The sequence below is a fragment of the Stutzerimonas sp. R40042 genome, from assembly GCF_026642215.1.
GTDB classification, from domain to species: Bacteria; Pseudomonadota; Gammaproteobacteria; order Pseudomonadales; family Pseudomonadaceae; genus Stutzerimonas; species Stutzerimonas frequens.
The window spans coordinates 650,880-665,931 of sequence record NZ_CP113258.1; the positions used below are offsets into that span (position 1 = coordinate 650,880).

The 15,052-nt window shown below is 64.9% G+C and carries 16 protein-coding genes; 7 read left to right on the forward strand and 9 right to left on the reverse strand.

The window, feature by feature from the left end; genetic code table 11:
• Nucleotides 1–10: 10 nt before the first annotated feature.
• Both OUY36_RS02920 and OUY36_RS02925 read right to left on the reverse strand, forming a co-directional pair.
• Nucleotides 11–1,507, reverse strand: a complete 1,497-nt coding sequence (locus tag OUY36_RS02920) for a YifB family Mg chelatase-like AAA ATPase (RefSeq protein ID WP_267936717.1) — start codon at nt 1,505–1,507, stop codon at nt 11–13.
• Nucleotides 1,508–1,543: 36 nt separating this feature from the next.
• A complete protein-coding gene (locus OUY36_RS02925) occupies nt 1,544–1,804 on the reverse strand; it encodes an accessory factor UbiK family protein (protein WP_013981620.1) in 261 nt (86 codons plus the stop codon).
• A 396-nt stretch (nt 1,805–2,200) separates the two neighbouring features.
• On the opposite strand from OUY36_RS02925, the gene glnK reads away from it, so the two are divergent.
• The 5 genes from glnK to sutA all read left to right on the forward strand — a co-directional run bounded on the left by glnK (nt 2,201) and on the right by sutA (nt 6,200).
• Nucleotides 2,201–2,539: a P-II family nitrogen regulator gene (glnK, locus tag OUY36_RS02930; protein WP_003096476.1), complete on the forward strand. Its 339-nt coding sequence runs from the start codon at nt 2,201–2,203 to the stop codon at nt 2,537–2,539.
• Between the two features lie 38 nt (nt 2,540–2,577).
• Nucleotides 2,578–3,894 carry an ammonium transporter gene (locus OUY36_RS02935; protein ID WP_267936720.1) on the forward strand — a complete coding sequence of 439 codons (1,317 nt, stop codon included), beginning with the start codon at nt 2,578–2,580 and terminating at the stop codon, nt 3,892–3,894.
• Between the two features lie 122 nt (nt 3,895–4,016).
• Nucleotides 4,017–5,267 (forward strand): ammonium transporter, encoded by a 1,251-nt coding sequence (locus tag OUY36_RS02940; protein WP_063539578.1) that lies wholly within the window; start codon nt 4,017–4,019, stop codon nt 5,265–5,267.
• 102 nt (nt 5,268–5,369) lie between these two features.
• Nucleotides 5,370–5,795, forward strand: coding sequence for a secondary thiamine-phosphate synthase enzyme YjbQ (locus OUY36_RS02945; RefSeq protein ID WP_230726111.1), 426 nt, complete (start codon nt 5,370–5,372; stop codon nt 5,793–5,795).
• Nucleotides 5,796–5,873: 78 nt separating this feature from the next.
• Nucleotides 5,874–6,200, forward strand: a complete 327-nt coding sequence (gene sutA, locus OUY36_RS02950) for a transcriptional regulator SutA (RefSeq protein ID WP_125868765.1) — start codon at nt 5,874–5,876, stop codon at nt 6,198–6,200.
• Nucleotides 6,201–6,270: 70 nt separating this feature from the next.
• On the opposite strand, the gene OUY36_RS02955 is transcribed toward sutA, so the two are convergent.
• From OUY36_RS02955 to lptM, 6 genes are read right to left on the reverse strand one after another with little or no spacing between them, the layout of a single operon-like run.
• Nucleotides 6,271–6,972 carry an HAD family hydrolase gene (locus OUY36_RS02955; protein ID WP_230726110.1) on the reverse strand — a complete coding sequence of 234 codons (702 nt, stop codon included), beginning with the start codon at nt 6,970–6,972 and terminating at the stop codon, nt 6,271–6,273.
• Nucleotides 6,969–7,874 carry a tyrosine recombinase XerC gene (gene xerC, locus OUY36_RS02960; RefSeq protein WP_267932016.1) on the reverse strand — a complete coding sequence of 302 codons (906 nt, stop codon included), beginning with the start codon at nt 7,872–7,874 and terminating at the stop codon, nt 6,969–6,971. Before xerC ends, OUY36_RS02955 begins: the two co-directional genes overlap by 4 nt.
• Before the next feature lie 57 nt (nt 7,875–7,931).
• The gene (locus OUY36_RS02965; RefSeq protein WP_267936724.1) at nt 7,932–8,624 is read right to left on the reverse strand and encodes a DUF484 family protein; all 693 of its coding nucleotides are present in this window, start codon (nt 8,622–8,624) and stop codon (nt 7,932–7,934) included.
• A complete protein-coding gene (gene dapF, locus OUY36_RS02970; protein ID WP_267936726.1) occupies nt 8,621–9,451 on the reverse strand; it encodes a diaminopimelate epimerase in 831 nt (276 codons plus the stop codon). Before dapF ends, OUY36_RS02965 begins: the two co-directional genes overlap by 4 nt.
• 10 nt (nt 9,452–9,461) lie before the next feature.
• A complete protein-coding gene (gene lysA, locus OUY36_RS02975) occupies nt 9,462–10,709 on the reverse strand; it encodes a diaminopimelate decarboxylase (RefSeq protein ID WP_267936728.1) in 1,248 nt (415 codons plus the stop codon).
• A 12-nt stretch (nt 10,710–10,721) separates the two neighbouring features.
• Nucleotides 10,722–10,862, reverse strand: coding sequence for an LPS translocon maturation chaperone LptM (gene lptM / locus OUY36_RS02980; RefSeq protein WP_003283423.1), 141 nt, complete (start codon nt 10,860–10,862; stop codon nt 10,722–10,724).
• A gap of 188 nt (nt 10,863–11,050) precedes the next feature.
• On the opposite strand from lptM, the gene cyaY reads away from it, so the two are divergent.
• Nucleotides 11,051–11,383, forward strand: a complete 333-nt coding sequence (cyaY, locus tag OUY36_RS02985; RefSeq protein ID WP_020306713.1) for an iron donor protein CyaY — start codon at nt 11,051–11,053, stop codon at nt 11,381–11,383.
• Nucleotides 11,384–11,543: 160 nt separating this feature from the next.
• A complete protein-coding gene (gene rnk, locus OUY36_RS02990) occupies nt 11,544–11,948 on the forward strand; it encodes a nucleoside diphosphate kinase regulator (protein WP_020306712.1) in 405 nt (134 codons plus the stop codon).
• 177 nt (nt 11,949–12,125) lie between these two features.
• Here rnk and OUY36_RS02995 read toward each other — a convergent pair whose 3' ends face one another.
• Entirely contained in the window at nt 12,126–14,948 is a 2,823-nt protein-coding gene (locus tag OUY36_RS02995) for a class I adenylate cyclase (RefSeq protein WP_267936731.1), read from the reverse strand.
• Between the last annotated feature and the right edge of the window lie 104 nt (nt 14,949–15,052).

The following is a 15,052-nucleotide window of genomic DNA, read 5'->3' on the forward strand; positions in this document are numbered from 1 at the left end:
TAGAGTAGGTTCAGGCTTGACTGCCGGGCCGGTACTGCAGCGCTTCGGCAAGGTGCTGACGGCTGATTCGCTCGGCCTGTTCCATATCGGCGAGGGTGCGCGCCACCTTGAGCAGGCGGTGCGCGGCGCGCAACGACAGCGCCAGGCGTTCGCAGGCGCGTTCCAGCCAGGCCTGGTCCTCGGTGGTCAGCTGGCAGTGCTGGCGCAGGCCGGCCAGATCGAGAAAGGCGTTGGCGCAGCCCTGACGGGCGAGTTGCCGCTGCCGTGCCTGGGCGACCTGCGCGGCCAGTACTGCGCTGCTCTGGCCGGTCTGCGGCGGTGCGTTGAGGGCGGTTGCTTCGCGCGCCACGGTCAGGTGCAGGTCGATGCGGTCGAGCAGCGGCCCGGAGAGCTTGTTGCGGTAGCGCTGGATCTGCTCCGGCGTGCAGCGGCAGCGTCCGTTGGGGTCGCCCAGGTAGCCACAGGGGCAGGGATTCATTGCCGCGACGAGCTGAAAGCGCGCCGGAAAACGCACCTTGTCGCGGGCCCGGGCGATGACGATATGGCCGGATTCCAGCGGCTCGCGCAGGACCTCGAGTACCTTGCGATCGAACTCCGGCAGTTCGTCGAGAAACAGCACACCCTGATGCGCCAGGGTGATTTCACCCGGCTGCGGGCGGCTGCCGCCACCGACCAGCGCCGGCCCTGATGCACTGTGATGGGGCTGGCGGAATGGGCGTTGCGGCCAATGCTCCAGAGGGCTGTGGCTGGCCACCGAATGGATGGCGGCGACTTCCAGTGCCTCCTGTTCGTCCAGCGGCGGCAACAGGCCGGGCAGGCGGCTGGCCAGCAGCGTCTTGCCGGTACCGGGTGGCCCGGAAAACAGCAGGTTGTGCGCACCGGCCGCGGCGATCAGCAGGCCGCGCTTGGCCGCCTGCTGGCCCTGCACGTCGGCCAGGTCAGGGTAAGGCTGGACCTGCCGCAGCAGGCCCTGGGCAACATAGGGCTCGAGTGGCGTGACGCCGTTGAAGTGCGCGGCGACCTCGAGCAAGTGTTCGGCGGCATAGACGGTGAGGCCCGAGGCGAGGCTGGCTTCCTCGGCGTTGGCCCGCGGCACCAGCAGCGCACGGTCGGCGGCACGTGCGGCAAGGGCGGCCGGCAGCACACCCTGCACCGGGCGCAAGGCGCCGGACAGGGCCAACTCGCCCAGGCACTCCAGTTTGTCCAGCCGCTCGTTGGGCAGCTGGCCGCTGGCGGCAAGGATGCCCAGGGCAATGGACAGGTCGAAGCGGCCACCGTCCTTGGGCAGGTCGGCGGGGGCGAGGTTGAGGGTGATGCGTCGTGCGGGAAAATCGAAGCCGGAGCTGAGGATGGCGCTGCGCACGCGATCCTTGCTTTCCTTGACCGCGGTTTCCGGCAGGCCGACCAGGGTCAGCGCCGGCAGACCGTTGGCCAGATGGGCTTCGACGGTCACCGCCGGCGCTTCGACGCCGATCTGCGCGCGGCTATGAACGATGGCCAGGGACATGCGATCACTCCTTTGATCGTGTCGCGGCCCGGTCTGTCAGGACGCGGGCGGCGTGAGCTTTTCTTCCAGTTCGGCAACCTTGGCTTCGAGCGCCTCCAGGCGTGCGCGGGTGCGGGCGAGCACCACCATCTGGCTGTCGAATTCGTCGCGGCTGACCACGTCGAGCTTGTTCAGTGCGCCCTGCACCACACCCTTGAGCTGGGCTTCGAACTCGCCACGCGGCAGCGGCGTCTCGCCGTTGAACAGGCGCGAGGCCTGGGAGCCGATGGCATCTAGGAAAGCTTTTGGCGGCAACATTGAAAACACCTGTCGTTGAACGGGGCGCAGTGTAGCACGGTGATTTTTCTGCCTTTCTTGCAGGTGGCGCACAAAAAATGAGCAGAGCCTGGTGCAGCTGCGCACCATTTCTGTGCGTTCATCAGGCGGAACCGTCCGTCGGGCCGCTTCGTTTGCGGCTGAACCCGCGTAGCAAGCGGCTTGCGCAAAGCTGGCATTGATTCTGCTTTGCTCCCGTTGACGCACGCACCGGTTCGTTGCGGTGCATGAGCGATTCGCGACGCTTCGTCGGAGAGATTGGTGGTGTCGGTCCGCGGCCCGGCTGAAGCCGGAGCGTTACAACAGCCAGACACTGAGCTTAGACTTGAGCCGGGTTCGTACTTCTGGGGCAAGTCCACCTAAACGGGAGAAGTTTTCATGAAACTAGTCACTGCCATCATCAAGCCGTTCAAGCTGGACGACGTGCGCGAGTCGCTGTCGGAAATTGGCGTACAGGGCATCACCGTGACCGAAGTCAAAGGCTTCGGTCGTCAGAAGGGCCACACCGAGCTGTATCGCGGTGCCGAATACGTCGTCGACTTCCTGCCGAAGGTAAAGATCGACGTGGCCATCGCCGACGATCAGCTCGATCGCGTCATCGAGGCCATCACCAAGGCGGCCAACACCGGCAAGATCGGTGACGGCAAGATCTTCGTGGTCAACCTGGAACAGGCTATCCGCATCCGTACCGGCGAAACCGATACCGACGCGATTTAAGCAGCACCTCCGAACCCCCACGCCCCAGGAGTAAAACCATGACTCTGCGAAGATTCGCAGGGCTAGGAGCCCTTTTGTCTCTGATAAGCCCAGGCATCGCCTTGGCGCAGGAGGCGACGCTGGATTCAGGCGATACGGCATGGATGCTTACGGCCACTGCGCTGGTGCTGTTCATGACCATCCCCGGGCTGGCGCTGTTCTACGGCGGCATGGTCCGCTCGAAGAACATCCTCTCGGTGATGATGCAGTGCTTCGCCATCACCGGCCTGATGAGCATCCTCTGGATGGTCTATGGCTACAGCCTCGCGTTCGATACCACCGGTATGGAAGCGGGCGTCACCAACTTCAATTCCTTCGTCGGCGGTCTGGATCGTGCCTTCCTCAGCGGCCTGACGCCTGACAGCCTGATCGGCGCGTTCCCGGAAAGCGTCTTCATCACCTTCCAGATGACCTTCGCCATCATCACCCCGGCGCTCATCGTCGGCGCCTTCGCCGAGCGCATGAAGTTCTCGGCGATGCTGGTGTTCATGGGCGTCTGGTTCACCTTGGTCTATGCGCCGATCGCGCATATGGTCTGGGGCGGTGACGGTGGCCTGATGTGGGACTGGGGCGTGCTGGATTTCGCCGGTGGCACCGTGGTGCACATCAACGCCGGCATCGCTGGTCTGGTCGCCTGCCTAGTGCTGGGCAAGCGCAAGGGCTTCCCGACCACGCCGATGGCACCGCACAACCTGGGGCTGACCCTGGTCGGCGCGGCGATGCTGTGGATCGGCTGGTTCGGCTTCAACGCCGGCTCCGCCGTGGCCGCCAACGGCACCGCCGGCATGGCCATGCTGGTAACCCAGATCGCTACTGCAGCCGCGGCGCTGGGCTGGATGTTCGCCGAGTGGATCGGGCACGGCAAACCCAGCGCGCTGGGCATCGCCTCGGGCGTGGTCGCCGGTCTGGTCGCCATCACGCCGGCTGCCGGCACCGTCGGCCCGATGGGCGCGCTGATCATCGGTCTGGTCTCGGGTGTGGTCTGCTTCTTCTGCGCCACCAGCCTGAAACGCAAGCTCGGCTACGACGATTCGCTGGACGCCTTCGGTGTGCACGGCGTGGGCGGCATCGTCGGTGCGCTGCTCACCGGCATCTTCGCCGCGCCCATGCTGGGTGGCTTCGGCGAGGTGGAGAACATCGGCCTGCAGCTGTGGATTCAGTTCAAGGGCGTGCTGTTCACCTTGGTGTACACCGGCATCGTCACCTACCTGATCCTCAAGGCGATCGATCTGGTGATGGGGCTGCGGGTCAACGAGGAGCAGGAGACCGTCGGCCTCGACCTCAGCCTGCACAACGAGCGCGGCTACAACCTGTAAGCCATTCAGAGCGCCCCGGAGCCAACCCGGGGCCAATCCGAAAAGCGGCGCTGGCCATCGATGCAGCATGCGGTGGCCAGCGGACCGAACAGCGCACAAAGCGCGACAGCAAGAGGTGACACATGGATAGCACTGCATTGATACCCGTCCAGTACGGACTCGATACCTTCTACTTCGTGATCTGCGGAGCGCTGGTGATGTGGATGGCGGCGGGTTTCGCCATGCTCGAAGCCGGTCTGGTCCGGGCCAAGAACACCGCTGAGATCCTCACCAAGAACATCGTGCTCTACGCGCTGGCGTCGATCATGTACCTGCTGGTCGGCTACTACATCATGTACTCCAGCCCGGAAGGCGGCATCCTGCCGAGCCTGGGCTTCCTGATCGGTGACGAGCATGCGGTCGATGTGGTCGCCGCCGGTGGTGAGGACGCGCCTTACTACTCCGCGCGTGCCGACTTCTTCTTCCAGATCGTGTTCGCCGCGACCTGTATGTCGGTGGTTTCCGGTGCGGTGGCCGAGCGTATGAAGCTGTGGGCGTTCATCGCCTTCGCGGTGGTGATGACCGGCTTCATCTATCCGGTTCAGGGCTTCTGGAAGTGGGGCGGTGGTTTCCTGGATGCCGCCGGCTTCCTCGACTTCGCCGGCTCCGGCATCGTGCACATGGCCGGTGCGGCCGCGGCGCTGGCCGGTGTCCTGCTGCTTGGTCCACGCAAGGGCAAGTACGGCCCGAACGGCCAGATCAACGCCATTCCCGGTGCCAACCTGCCGCTGGCGACCCTCGGCGCCTTCATCCTGTGGATGGGCTGGTTCGGCTTCAACGGTGGCTCGCAGCTGAAAATGAGCACCATCGAAGATGCCAACGCGGTTGCCCAGGTCTTCGTCAACACCAACATGGGCGCCGCTGGCGGCCTCATCGCCGCGCTGATCACTGCGCGCCTGCTGTTCGGCAAATCCGACCTGACCATGGTGCTCAACGGTGCGCTGGCCGGTCTGGTGGCGATCACCGCCGAGCCGCTGACCCCGAGCGCCCTGCAGGCGACGCTGATCGGTGGCGTGGGCGGCGTGCTGGTGGTGTTCAGCATTCTCGCGCTGGACAAGCTCAAGCTCGATGACCCGGTCGGTGCCATCTCCGTGCACGGTGTTGCCGGCATGTGGGGCCTGCTGGCCGTACCGCTGACCAACGCCGATGCCACCTTCGGTGCCCAGCTGCTGGGTCTGGTCTCGATCTTCCTCTGGGTGTTCATCGCCAGCTTGATCGTCTGGGGCATCATCAAGGCGGTGATGGGCCTGCGCGTCAGCGAGGAAGAAGAGTACGAGGGCGTGGACGTGGTCGAATGCGGTCTGGAAGCCTATCCGGAGTTCACACGTCAGTAACGACTCAAAGGGTCATGACAAGGGCGCCTTTTGGCGCCCTTTGTTTTTTTCGGCGCCACGCTAGAATGCGCGCGACCCGTCGTTGAACATGAGTCTTCGAACATGTGGCAACAGACCCTGATCACCCTTCGCGCCCGGCCGCGCGGTTTTCATCTGATCACCGACGAGGTGCTCGGCGCGCTGCCGGAACTGCGTCGATGCCAGGTCGGTCTGTTACACCTGTGGCTGCGGCATACCTCGGCCTCGCTGACGATCAACGAGAATGCCGATGCGGCGGTACGGCGCGACTTCGAACGCTTCTTCAATCGTCTGGTGCCGCAGGGCGAAGAGGGTTACGAGCATGACTACGAAGGGCCGGACGATCTGCCGGCGCACTTCAAGGCCAGCCTGCTCGGTTGCCAACTGAGCCTGCCAGTGAGCACGGGGCGCTTGGCGCTGGGGACCTGGCAGGGCATCTATCTCGGGGAACACCGCGACCAGGGTGGCGCGCGGCTGATAGTCGCAACGCTGCACGGGACGGCAAGTTGAATTTTTTTTGGCGGTGTCGGTCATTCCGCATCGCTGGGCTATAACTTACTCCGCTTTGGCAAAGCCATGAGGTAGAACATGAGCGACGAAGAACTAGAACAAGACGATCTGGACGTGAGCGACGAGGAGGAAGGCGAGGAGCTGAACGCGGCCGACGACGGCGACGACAACCTCGACGACGAAGGCACCGACAGCGAGCGCGCCACGCCGGCCAAGAAAAAGGCCAAGGCTGCCGAGCCTGACGAGTTGCCGAGTCTGGAAGCCAAGCAGAAGGAGCGTGAGGCGCTGGCACGGGCCATGGAGGAGTTCCTGGCACGTGGTGGTCGCGTTCAGGAAGTCGAGCCCAACGTAGTCGCCGACCCGCCGAAGAAGCCGGACAGCAAGTACGGCAGCCGTCCCATCTGAGCACCATTTACATACGAACAAGCCCGCCATGTGCGGGCTTGTTCGTATTCAGCAGCAGCTTGTCTCTGGCTCAGTTGCCGCGCCAGTCGAGCAGCAGCTTGGGCAGCTCGGCGAGGCTGCGGATCTGCGCGTCGGGCTGGTAATCCTGCGTCCAGGCGATTTGTCCGGGATTGAACCAGACCGCGCGCAGTCCCGCCTGTTGTGCTCCGGCGATGTCGTCCTCGGCATGATCGCCGATATGTACCGCCTGCTCGGGGAGGGCGCCGCCCAGCCGCAGGGCTTGTCGGAACGGGTGCGGGTCGGGCTTGCCGATGCCGAGATCCTCGGCACAGAGGGTGAACTGGAAATAGTCGGCCAGGCCCAGACGGCGCACGTCGGCGTTGCCGTTGGTGATCACGCCAAGGGTGTAGTGATTGGCCAGAAACTCCAGCGTGGGCTGCACGTCCGGGAAAATCTCGACCTCGTGGCGCGCATCGAGAAACACCTGAAAAGCCCGCTCGGCCAGTTCGTCCGCTTCCTCACGAGGGTAGCCTGCATCACCCAGCGCGTGCTGCAGGATGCGCCGGCGCAGTTCGCTGACACGATGACGCAGCGTCGGCTCACGCTCGACCAGCATGCGCCGGATCGCACCCAGCGCCTCGACGGGAAACTCGCCCAGGCGCGGCGCGTGCTTGGCCAGCCAGTCGCGCAGCACGGTTTCCGCGCTCTGGATGGCCGGTTTGGTTTCCCAGAACGTGTCGTCCAGGTCGAAAGTGATCAGGCGAATGCTCATGTGTCGGAATCCTGCTTGCGCTTGGCGCGCGGATGCGCCTGGTCATAGACCTTGGCCAGGTGCTGAAAGTCCAGGTGGGTATAGATCTGCGTGGTGCCGATGTCGGCGTGGCCGAGCAACTCCTGGACCGAGCGCAGATCCTGAGAAGACTCCAGCATGTGGCTGGCGAAGCTGTGACGCAGCATGTGCGGATGCAAGTGCTGGCCAAGTTCGCGCACCCCTGCCTGGCGCACCCGCATCTGCACCGCACGGGCGCCGAGACGCCGGCCCTGTTGGCCGATGAATACTGCGCTGTCGCTTGGGTTGGCCAGCGCCCGTAGGGGCAGCCAGGCCTGCAGCGCCTCGCGGGCCTTGCTTCCGACCGGCAGCTCACGTGCCTTGTTGCCTTTGCCGAGCACGCGTACCAGCCCTGCGGGCAGGTCCAGCTGCTCAAGATTCAAGCCGACCAGCTCGGACAGGCGCAGGCCGGAGGAATAGAACAGCTCCAGCATCGCCTGATCGCGCCGCGCGATGAAATCGTCCTCGACGCCGCCATCGAGCAGCTGCATGGCGCGATCGGTATCCAGCAGGCGCGGCAGCCGGCGTTCGCCTTTCGGTGCGGACAGCCCGGTGGCCGGGTCGTGTTCGCAGAGTCGCTCCTGATTGAGGTAGCGATACAGCCCGCGTACCGATGACAGGAGGCGTGCGAGGCTGCGGCTGGATTGACCCTGGCGATGCAGTTCGCCCACCAGCTGGCGAAGGTGCCGGCTCTGCAGGGCGGACCAATCGAGGATCTGCTCGCGTTCGCAGTACGCCAGCAGCTTGTTCAGGTCGCGCCGGTAGCCCTCCAGCGAGTGGGCCGAGAGCTGCCGGGCGCTGCGCAGATGTTCGAAGTAGGCATCAAGGGCAGTTTCAAGCGTCACACTGGGCTCCACATATGCACGTACGGCCGCGCCGATGCGTTGCCGCAGCTACAAGCGTCAGCGTACCGAACGCAGAGGGGTGCCGAAGCGCGGCAGCACCCGGGTCAACACTTCGGCGATATAGCCGAGAAACAGCGTGCCCAGCGAGCTCTTGTAGTGCTGCGGGTCCGGGCTGCCGATGGCCAGCACGCCCTGCTGATTGTTCAGGCTGACCACCGCGGCGGAGCCGACGCTGCCGCCATCTTCGCCGAAAAGGAAGCTCAGCTCGTGCGGACGCAGCACGCCGCAGATGGTCTTGCCGCCGTCGAGCAGGCCGCCGATGCTCTGCTGCGCCTCGCCGGTGCTGACGCAGCGGCCCACCGGCAGTGCCGCGTCGCTGAACAGGATGAGGCTGACGTAGGGCACCTGGAACTCGTGGCGCAGGCTGTCTTCCACCGCGCTGACCACTTCTTCCAGGCTACCGGCGTCGAGCAGGTCGAGCACCAGGCGGCGGGTCTTGTCGAACAGGCGGTCGTTGTCACGCGCGACGTCCATCAACTGCGACAGTCGATGGCGCATCTCGATGTTGCGCTCGCGCAGCAGCTTGACCTGGCGCTCCACCAGCGACACCGCGGTGCCCGGCTGATGGGGAATGCGCAGCTCGGGGATCAGCTCGTCGTGATCGACGAAGAATTCCGGATGGGCGCGCAGGTAGGCGGCGACGGCTTCGGCGTCGGGTAGCGGGGTGCTGCCCTGAGTCTGGTCGGTCATAGGCGAACCTGTCCTTCAAATACACGAACGGCGGGGCCGGTCATCATAACCGGCTGCCCCGGACCTGCCCATTCGATGGACAGACGGCCACCCGGCAGCTCGATCTGCACCGGCGAGTCCATCCAGCCCTGGCGAATCGCCGCGACCGCAGCCGCGCAGGCACCGGTGCCGCAGGCCTGGGTCTCGCCGGCGCCGCGTTCCCAGACGCGCAGCCGCGCATGGCGGCGGTCGATCACCTGCAGGAAGCCGACATTGACCCGCTGCGGAAAGCGCGGGTGATGTTCGATCTTCGGCCCCAGCTCATGCACCGGCGCCTGCTCGACGCTGTCGACGCGCAGCACCGCATGGGGGTTGCCCATGGATACGGCGGCCAGCTCTACGCGCTGGCCATCGACGTCGAGCGGATAGCTCAGCGCTTCCTGCTCGGCCTGGAACGGAATTTCGGCCGGCACCAGTCGCGGCGGGCCCATGTCGACGCGGATCTGCCCATCGGGGCGGATATCCAGCTCGATGATGCCGCCCTTGGTTTCGACCTTGATCTTGCGCTTGACGGTCAGGCGCTTGTCGACCACGAAGCGGGCGAAGCAGCGCGCGCCGTTGCCGCACTGCTCCACTTCCGAACCGTCGGAATTGAAGATGCGATAGCGAAAATCCACGTCCGGATTCTGCGGCGGCTCGACGATCAGCAGCTGATCGAAGCCGACACCGGTGTGGCGGTCGCCCCACTGCTTGGCGTGCTTGGGCTGGATGTGCGCGTGCTGGCTGACCAGGTCGATGACCATGAAATCGTTGCCCAGACCGTGCATCTTGGTAAAGCGCAGAAGCATGATCTTGGCCTCAAGTGGGCAGCAGGCTTTCGCCGGCGTACAGCTCCTGAACGCTCTCGCGACGGCGCACTTCGAAGGCCTGGTCACCATCCACCAGCACCTCGGCGGCGCGGCCGCGGGTGTTGTAGTTGGAGCTCATGACAAAGCCGTAGGCGCCGGCCGAACACACCGCCAGCAGATCGCCTTCGACCAGCGCCAGCTCGCGATCCTTGGCGAGGAAATCGCCGGTCTCGCAGATCGGCCCGACGATGTCGTAGCGACGGGTATCGCCTTCGTGCGGTTGCACCGCGACCACGTTCATCCAGGCCTGGTACAGCGCTGGGCGGATCAGGTCGTTCATCGCCGCATCGACGATGGCAAAGTCCTTGTGCGCGGTGTGCTTGAGATATTCCACGCGGGTCAGCAGCACGCCGGCGTTGGCGACGATGGAACGGCCCGGCTCGAACACCAGTGCCAGCCCGCGGCCTTCGATGCGCTGGCGCACGGCCTGGATGTAGTCGCCGGCCAGCGGCGGCTGCTCGTCGCGATAACGTACGCCAAGCCCGCCACCGAGGTCGAGGTGACGGATCTGGATGCCGCGGGTGGCGAGCCGATCGACCAGCGCCAGCAGGCGGTCGAGGGCATCGAGGAAGGGCGGCAGGCTGGTCAGCTGCGAACCGATGTGGCAGTCGACGCCGACCACGTCCAGGTTCGGCAGCTCGGCGGCCCGGGCGTAGACCGCCTCGGCGTTGTCGATATCGATGCCGAACTTGTTCTCTTTCAGACCGGTGGAGATATATGGATGGGTACCGGCATCCACGTCCGGATTGACCCGCAGCGACACCGGCGCCTTCATGCCCAGCTCGGCGGCAACGTGCTGCAGGCGCTCCAGTTCGTCGGTGGATTCGACGTTGAAGCAGTGCACGCCGACTTCCAGCGCGCGGCGCATGTCGTCGCGGGTCTTGCCGACGCCGGAGAAGACGATGCGACCCGGCTCGCCACCGGCCGCCAGTACGCGCTCGAGTTCCCCGCGCGAAACGATGTCGAAGCCGGCGCCGAGACGCGCCAGCACGTTCAGCACGCCCAGGTTGGAATTGGCTTTGACGGCGAAGCAGACCAGGTGCGGCATGCCATCCAGCGCATCGGCATAGGCCCGGTACTGGGCTTCGATGTGGGCGCGGGAATAGACGTAGGTCGGGGTGCCGAAGCGTTGCGCGAGTGCGGGCAGTGCCACGCCTTCCGCGAAGAGTTGACCGTCGCGGTACGAGAAGGCCTCCATGAACAGCCTCCTTTAGAGTTCGAAACGGTCTTTGGAACGTTCTTTGACGGTCTGCTCGTCATCCGGCAGGTACAGCGGACCTTTCTGGCCACAACCGCTGAGCGCGGCGGCGAAGACGGCAAGGGCGATGAAGGGAAGCAGAAGGCGCTTCATGGGGGCTGGAATCCTTGAAAAATCTAATCGCCGGAGTATACCCAGCACCCGGCAGATTGCCTATGCGAGCAGCACGTCACACGGCGGCGTTGCTGGCCGCCGGCTCGCTTGATCCGGGCGGGGCCTGCTAAGCTCGCCGCCGTTGAGCGCGGCCTCGTCGCGCGCAGAACAATTCGAGGATGTCTTGCATGAGCCTGAGTGAAGCCCGTTATCACGATCTGGTCGATGCCGTACAGGAGAGCGTCGAGGACGTATTCGACGACACTAACCTGGATGTCGATCTGGAAAACTCCGGTGGTGTGCTGACCGTTCGCTTCGACAATGGCAGCCAGCTGATCCTCAGTCGTCAGCCTGCGCTGCGCCAGCTGTGGGTGGCGGCGCGCTCCGGTGGCTTTCATTTCGACTATGACGAGGGCAGCCAGTTGTGGTTGTGCGATGCCAGTGGCGAGCGGCTCGGTGAGTTGCTTTCGCGGGTCACGCTGGAGCAGGGCGGCGAGTCGCTGGAGTTCGAGGATTTGTGACGCCAGCGCCGCGCAGGCCCCGTATTCCGGGGGTTGTCGGCAGGGGCCTTGCTTATTCGGGCTGCTGTGATAGTGTCTCTCGCAGGTCAACAAAACCCCGCCTTCGGGCGGGGTTTTGCTTTTTTCGTGTTTTATTTTTCGCAGGAGCTTGCCAGAACCCATGACCAGTGCACCGCCGATCATCCTTACCAAACTCGATCTGCAGCGCCTCGAGCGGCTGCTCGACAGTCTGGACGACTACGGTCCGGCCGCCGAAGCGCTCGAGCAGGAACTGTCGCGGGCGCAGATCGTGGAACGCAGCGAGATGCCTGCCGGTGTCGTGACCATGAACTCGCGTGTGCATTGCCGCGATGAAGGCAGTGGTAAGGACTACCACCTGACGCTGGTCTACCCACACGATGCCGGCAAGGAAGGCACCGTATCGGTGCTCGCTCCTGTCGGCACTGCGCTGCTGGGCATGAGCGTCGGCCAGCACATCGACTGGCCGGCCCCCGGCGGCAAGATGATCAAGCTCACCCTGCTGGCCATCGAATATCAGCCCGAAGCGGCCGGCGATCCGTTCTGACGGGCAGCGCTTGCGAAATGATCAGCCCGGCCGCCGCTGCGCCCGGGCTGGTAACAGCTTCCGGCAGCTCTGCCTCTCTTGAAGCAGCAACCGTTCGATAGCACTGCACCCTGCTGCTGGTTCGTCGGGCCAGAACCTCGCGCCGCGACGTTCGCTGAGGCCCCCGCCAGTTTCCCTCTATTGTTCCAACACCGCGTTCAGTGCCGCCTCCAGCCGCGACTTGTAACGCAGGTATTGCACCGTCTGGCTACGGCCGCTTCCGTGCAAACCGGAGAGGTCAAGATCGGTGATGTAACAGGGGTAGCGTTCGCCCGCGCGGCGGTGCGCGAGGATCGTGCGCGCCACGGCGGCGAACAGGTCTGTACCGTACTCCAGGCCGGAAAACTCCTGCTGGTTGCAGTACAGCGTGACCTGGGAGCGGCCGTTCTCGCTCGCATCGACGATGGCTTGCACGTCATAGAACGGATCGTTGATCTCTCCTTGCGGCAGCGGCCGGCGTTCCAGCTGCGCTGGTTGCGTGGTGCTGGCGGGGCGGATGCGGTAGATCAGGATTGCCGGATCGGTGGTCTCCGCCATGGTGGCGGTCTGCTGCGCCCTGCGCCGATAGAGCATCGATTCGAGAAAGCGCAGCAATGGCTTGAGCAGCGAACGCTCGTCGCGATAAGGCAACGTCTGCTGCCAGAGCGCGTTGCATTCGTCGAGTACGCTCAGCTCCGCCGTTTCGCCCAGGCTACGGTAGAACACCTGCAGGCAGCCCGGGCGGCCTTGGGCCAGCATCAGCGCCAGTTCCTCACCCTCCAGCGCCTTGCGATCGAGCTGCAGCGGGCTGTAGGCGTGGTGCGCCTCGGCGAGATGTTCAACCAGCGCGTCGCGGTCGTTCAGGCTGCTCACGCGCAGGCTGTCGTGGTCACGCTGCAGCACGTGGAAATGCTGACGGACCTGCAGCAGATAGCGGGCAGCCGGGGCGGCGGCGAGGCTGGCGCACGCATCGTGGAATATTTCTTCGACGCGCCGGCCGATGGCCTGGCCGCGGTTGCGGGCGAAGCAGAATACCTGCAGCTGCGGCTCCGTCTCGCGTGTCGTCTGCTCGACATAGTCGCGCAGGCATTGTGGCAGGGCTGTCGGTCCCTCGTAGCGGGTCACCATCAGCTCGTTCCAGCTGTTGAGGGTGATCTGATCGATGCTCAGCACGAGGTTTTCCGGTGCTGCATTCTGGATGGCCTGTTCGGCGATCGTCGGCTGCTCCGGTGCAAGCTGCATCGGATCCAGCCCAACATTGACCAGCAGCAGTACGCGGCTGGGGCGGCAGGCGGCGAGCAGCGCTTCCTCGCTGACCGGCTGCAGGGGCAGGGGCAGTACGCGGCGCAGGTCGCTGAACAGCGCGAACAGCTCTGCCTCGCTCAGGCCGCTGTCGCCGGGAAACAGCGACAGGTGGGTACTGGCATCGACGACACCGTTGCGATGACACCAGGCGAGCAGCGCGACGAGTTCGCGCGCGCGCTTGAGCGGGGCGTAATTGGACAGCTCCGGTGCCGTGAGCTGCCCCTGGTAGAGCGACCAATGGGCATCGCCTGCGGCATCGTAGCCGTGGACGAGCGTCAGGCTGTCTTCGCTCATGTCGGGCGATATGCCGAGGTTGATCACCTCCACCTTGCCGGCCTTGCGCTCGATGGCGGCGTACAGGCGGCGCCCCAGTACGCCGAGGTCGCGGCTGGTGAGCGCGCTGGTCGCCTGCAGGCGACGGGTGAACTCACTGAGAAAGCGGTAGCCATAGGTCAGCTCGTTGACCAGCGCGCGGCGTTCCTGGCTGACCTGCCGGACCTTCCAGCGGCTGCGGTTGTCGAGCAGGGAGAACTGTTTTTCGTCCCAACGCCAGTCACGGGTAAAACGTTCCAGCAGGATGCGCTGCCAGCTCTTGCTGCGGTTGACCGGTGGCCGGCTCAGTGGTCGGTTGATCTTCAGGTACAGGCAGCGTCGGGCCAGCTCCAGGCGCTCACGGTCGCCGCGCTCACTGAGGTAGCGTTCGATGGCCTGGTAGGCAGCGATGTAGGGGTCGAGTTCGTCCAGCGCGTCGAGGCGACCCTGATAGATGGCTTGCTTGAAATCCAGCGCCAGGCAGCGCAATTGTGGGTACTGACTGGCATAGACCTCGACCAGCAGAAGCTTGAACAGCGACTTGTAGGGCGCGTCGATGGCCTTGTACAGCTGCCAGAGACCGGCACCGACGAACTCCCCTGGCGGCACCTGGCCAAGGTGGCCGAGATCGAGCACTTCGTCGGCGCGCACGAAGCGCTTGGCCAGCAGCGTCGCGACGTATTCGGCGTAGCGATGCTCTTCGTAATCCGGCACCAGCCACCAGAGTGGTGTGCGGCCACCGAGCCAGAGCGCGGTGCGGTAGAACTCGTCGAGCAACAGGTAATGCTGGGTGGTGCCGCAGTCATCGGAAGTCAGCTTGGCTTCGCGCTGGCCCTGGGTGAAGCGCTGCGGGTCGACCAGAAAGAAGTGCGCCTCGCTGCCCTGGCTCGCGGCCCAGCTGCGTAGCAGCTCGCACTTGCGATGCAGTTCCTCGATCTGCTGCGTCGTCAGCTCCGGATCGTGGCAGACCCAAACGTCCAGATCGCTGTGCTCATCCTGCGCGACGGTGCCCAGGCTACCCATCAGGAACAGGCCAAGGATGGGTTGGAGTGTCTTGCCGCGCACCGGTTTGTAGGCGAACGAGCGGCTCAGGCGCTGGGCTTCGGCCAGTTGCTCGGCATCCGGCTCGAAATGGGCCAGCCCGGCGGGAGTGCTTGCCGAGACGTAGCCGGGCAGTATCGGATGGTTGACGTGAAACAACAGCGGCAGCAGCTTGAGTACCTGCTGCTGTCGGGTCGACATGGCCTGGGCGGCGCGCTCCAGACGTGCGCTGTTGATGGCCAGAAAGCGCGCCCGCAGCGTGGCCAGCACCTTGCGGTCGATGCCGTCTTCGAGAATCGGGTGGATGTGCTGGGTGCGGGTCATGGTGGTTCGTGCAGGCGAGGCTAACCCCTGTTCATCGGCCACTTGGCGTGCGGCTTGAGGCGGGGCGCAAGCTTGCCAGCTGTGAGCGACCAACGGCCAGGGCC

Coding starts and splice junctions, on each gene's coding strand:
- OUY36_RS02925 (WP_013981620.1), bottom strand. CDS start 1,804: ATGTTGCCGCCAAAAGCTTTCCTAGATGCCATCGGCTCCCAGGCCTCG.
- glnK (WP_003096476.1), top strand. CDS start 2,201: ATGAAACTAGTCACTGCCATCATCAAGCCGTTCAAGCTGGACGACGTG.
- OUY36_RS02945 (WP_230726111.1), top strand. CDS start 5,370: ATGTGGCAACAGACCCTGATCACCCTTCGCGCCCGGCCGCGCGGTTTT.
- OUY36_RS02965 (WP_267936724.1), bottom strand. CDS start 8,624: ATGACCGACCAGACTCAGGGCAGCACCCCGCTACCCGACGCCGAAGCC.
- lptM (WP_003283423.1), bottom strand. CDS start 10,862: ATGAAGCGCCTTCTGCTTCCCTTCATCGCCCTTGCCGTCTTCGCCGCC.
- cyaY (WP_020306713.1), top strand. CDS start 11,051: ATGAGCCTGAGTGAAGCCCGTTATCACGATCTGGTCGATGCCGTACAG.
- lysA (WP_267936728.1), bottom strand. CDS start 10,709: ATGGAGGCCTTCTCGTACCGCGACGGTCAACTCTTCGCGGAAGGCGTG.
- OUY36_RS02935 (WP_267936720.1), top strand. CDS start 2,578: ATGACTCTGCGAAGATTCGCAGGGCTAGGAGCCCTTTTGTCTCTGATA.
- sutA (WP_125868765.1), top strand. CDS start 5,874: ATGAGCGACGAAGAACTAGAACAAGACGATCTGGACGTGAGCGACGAG.
- rnk (WP_020306712.1), top strand. CDS start 11,544: ATGACCAGTGCACCGCCGATCATCCTTACCAAACTCGATCTGCAGCGC.
- OUY36_RS02995 (WP_267936731.1), bottom strand. CDS start 14,948: ATGACCCGCACCCAGCACATCCACCCGATTCTCGAAGACGGCATCGAC.
- dapF (WP_267936726.1), bottom strand. CDS start 9,451: ATGCTTCTGCGCTTTACCAAGATGCACGGTCTGGGCAACGATTTCATG.
- OUY36_RS02920 (WP_267936717.1), bottom strand. CDS start 1,507: ATGTCCCTGGCCATCGTTCATAGCCGCGCGCAGATCGGCGTCGAAGCG.
- OUY36_RS02940 (WP_063539578.1), top strand. CDS start 4,017: ATGGATAGCACTGCATTGATACCCGTCCAGTACGGACTCGATACCTTC.
- OUY36_RS02955 (WP_230726110.1), bottom strand. CDS start 6,972: ATGAGCATTCGCCTGATCACTTTCGACCTGGACGACACGTTCTGGGAA.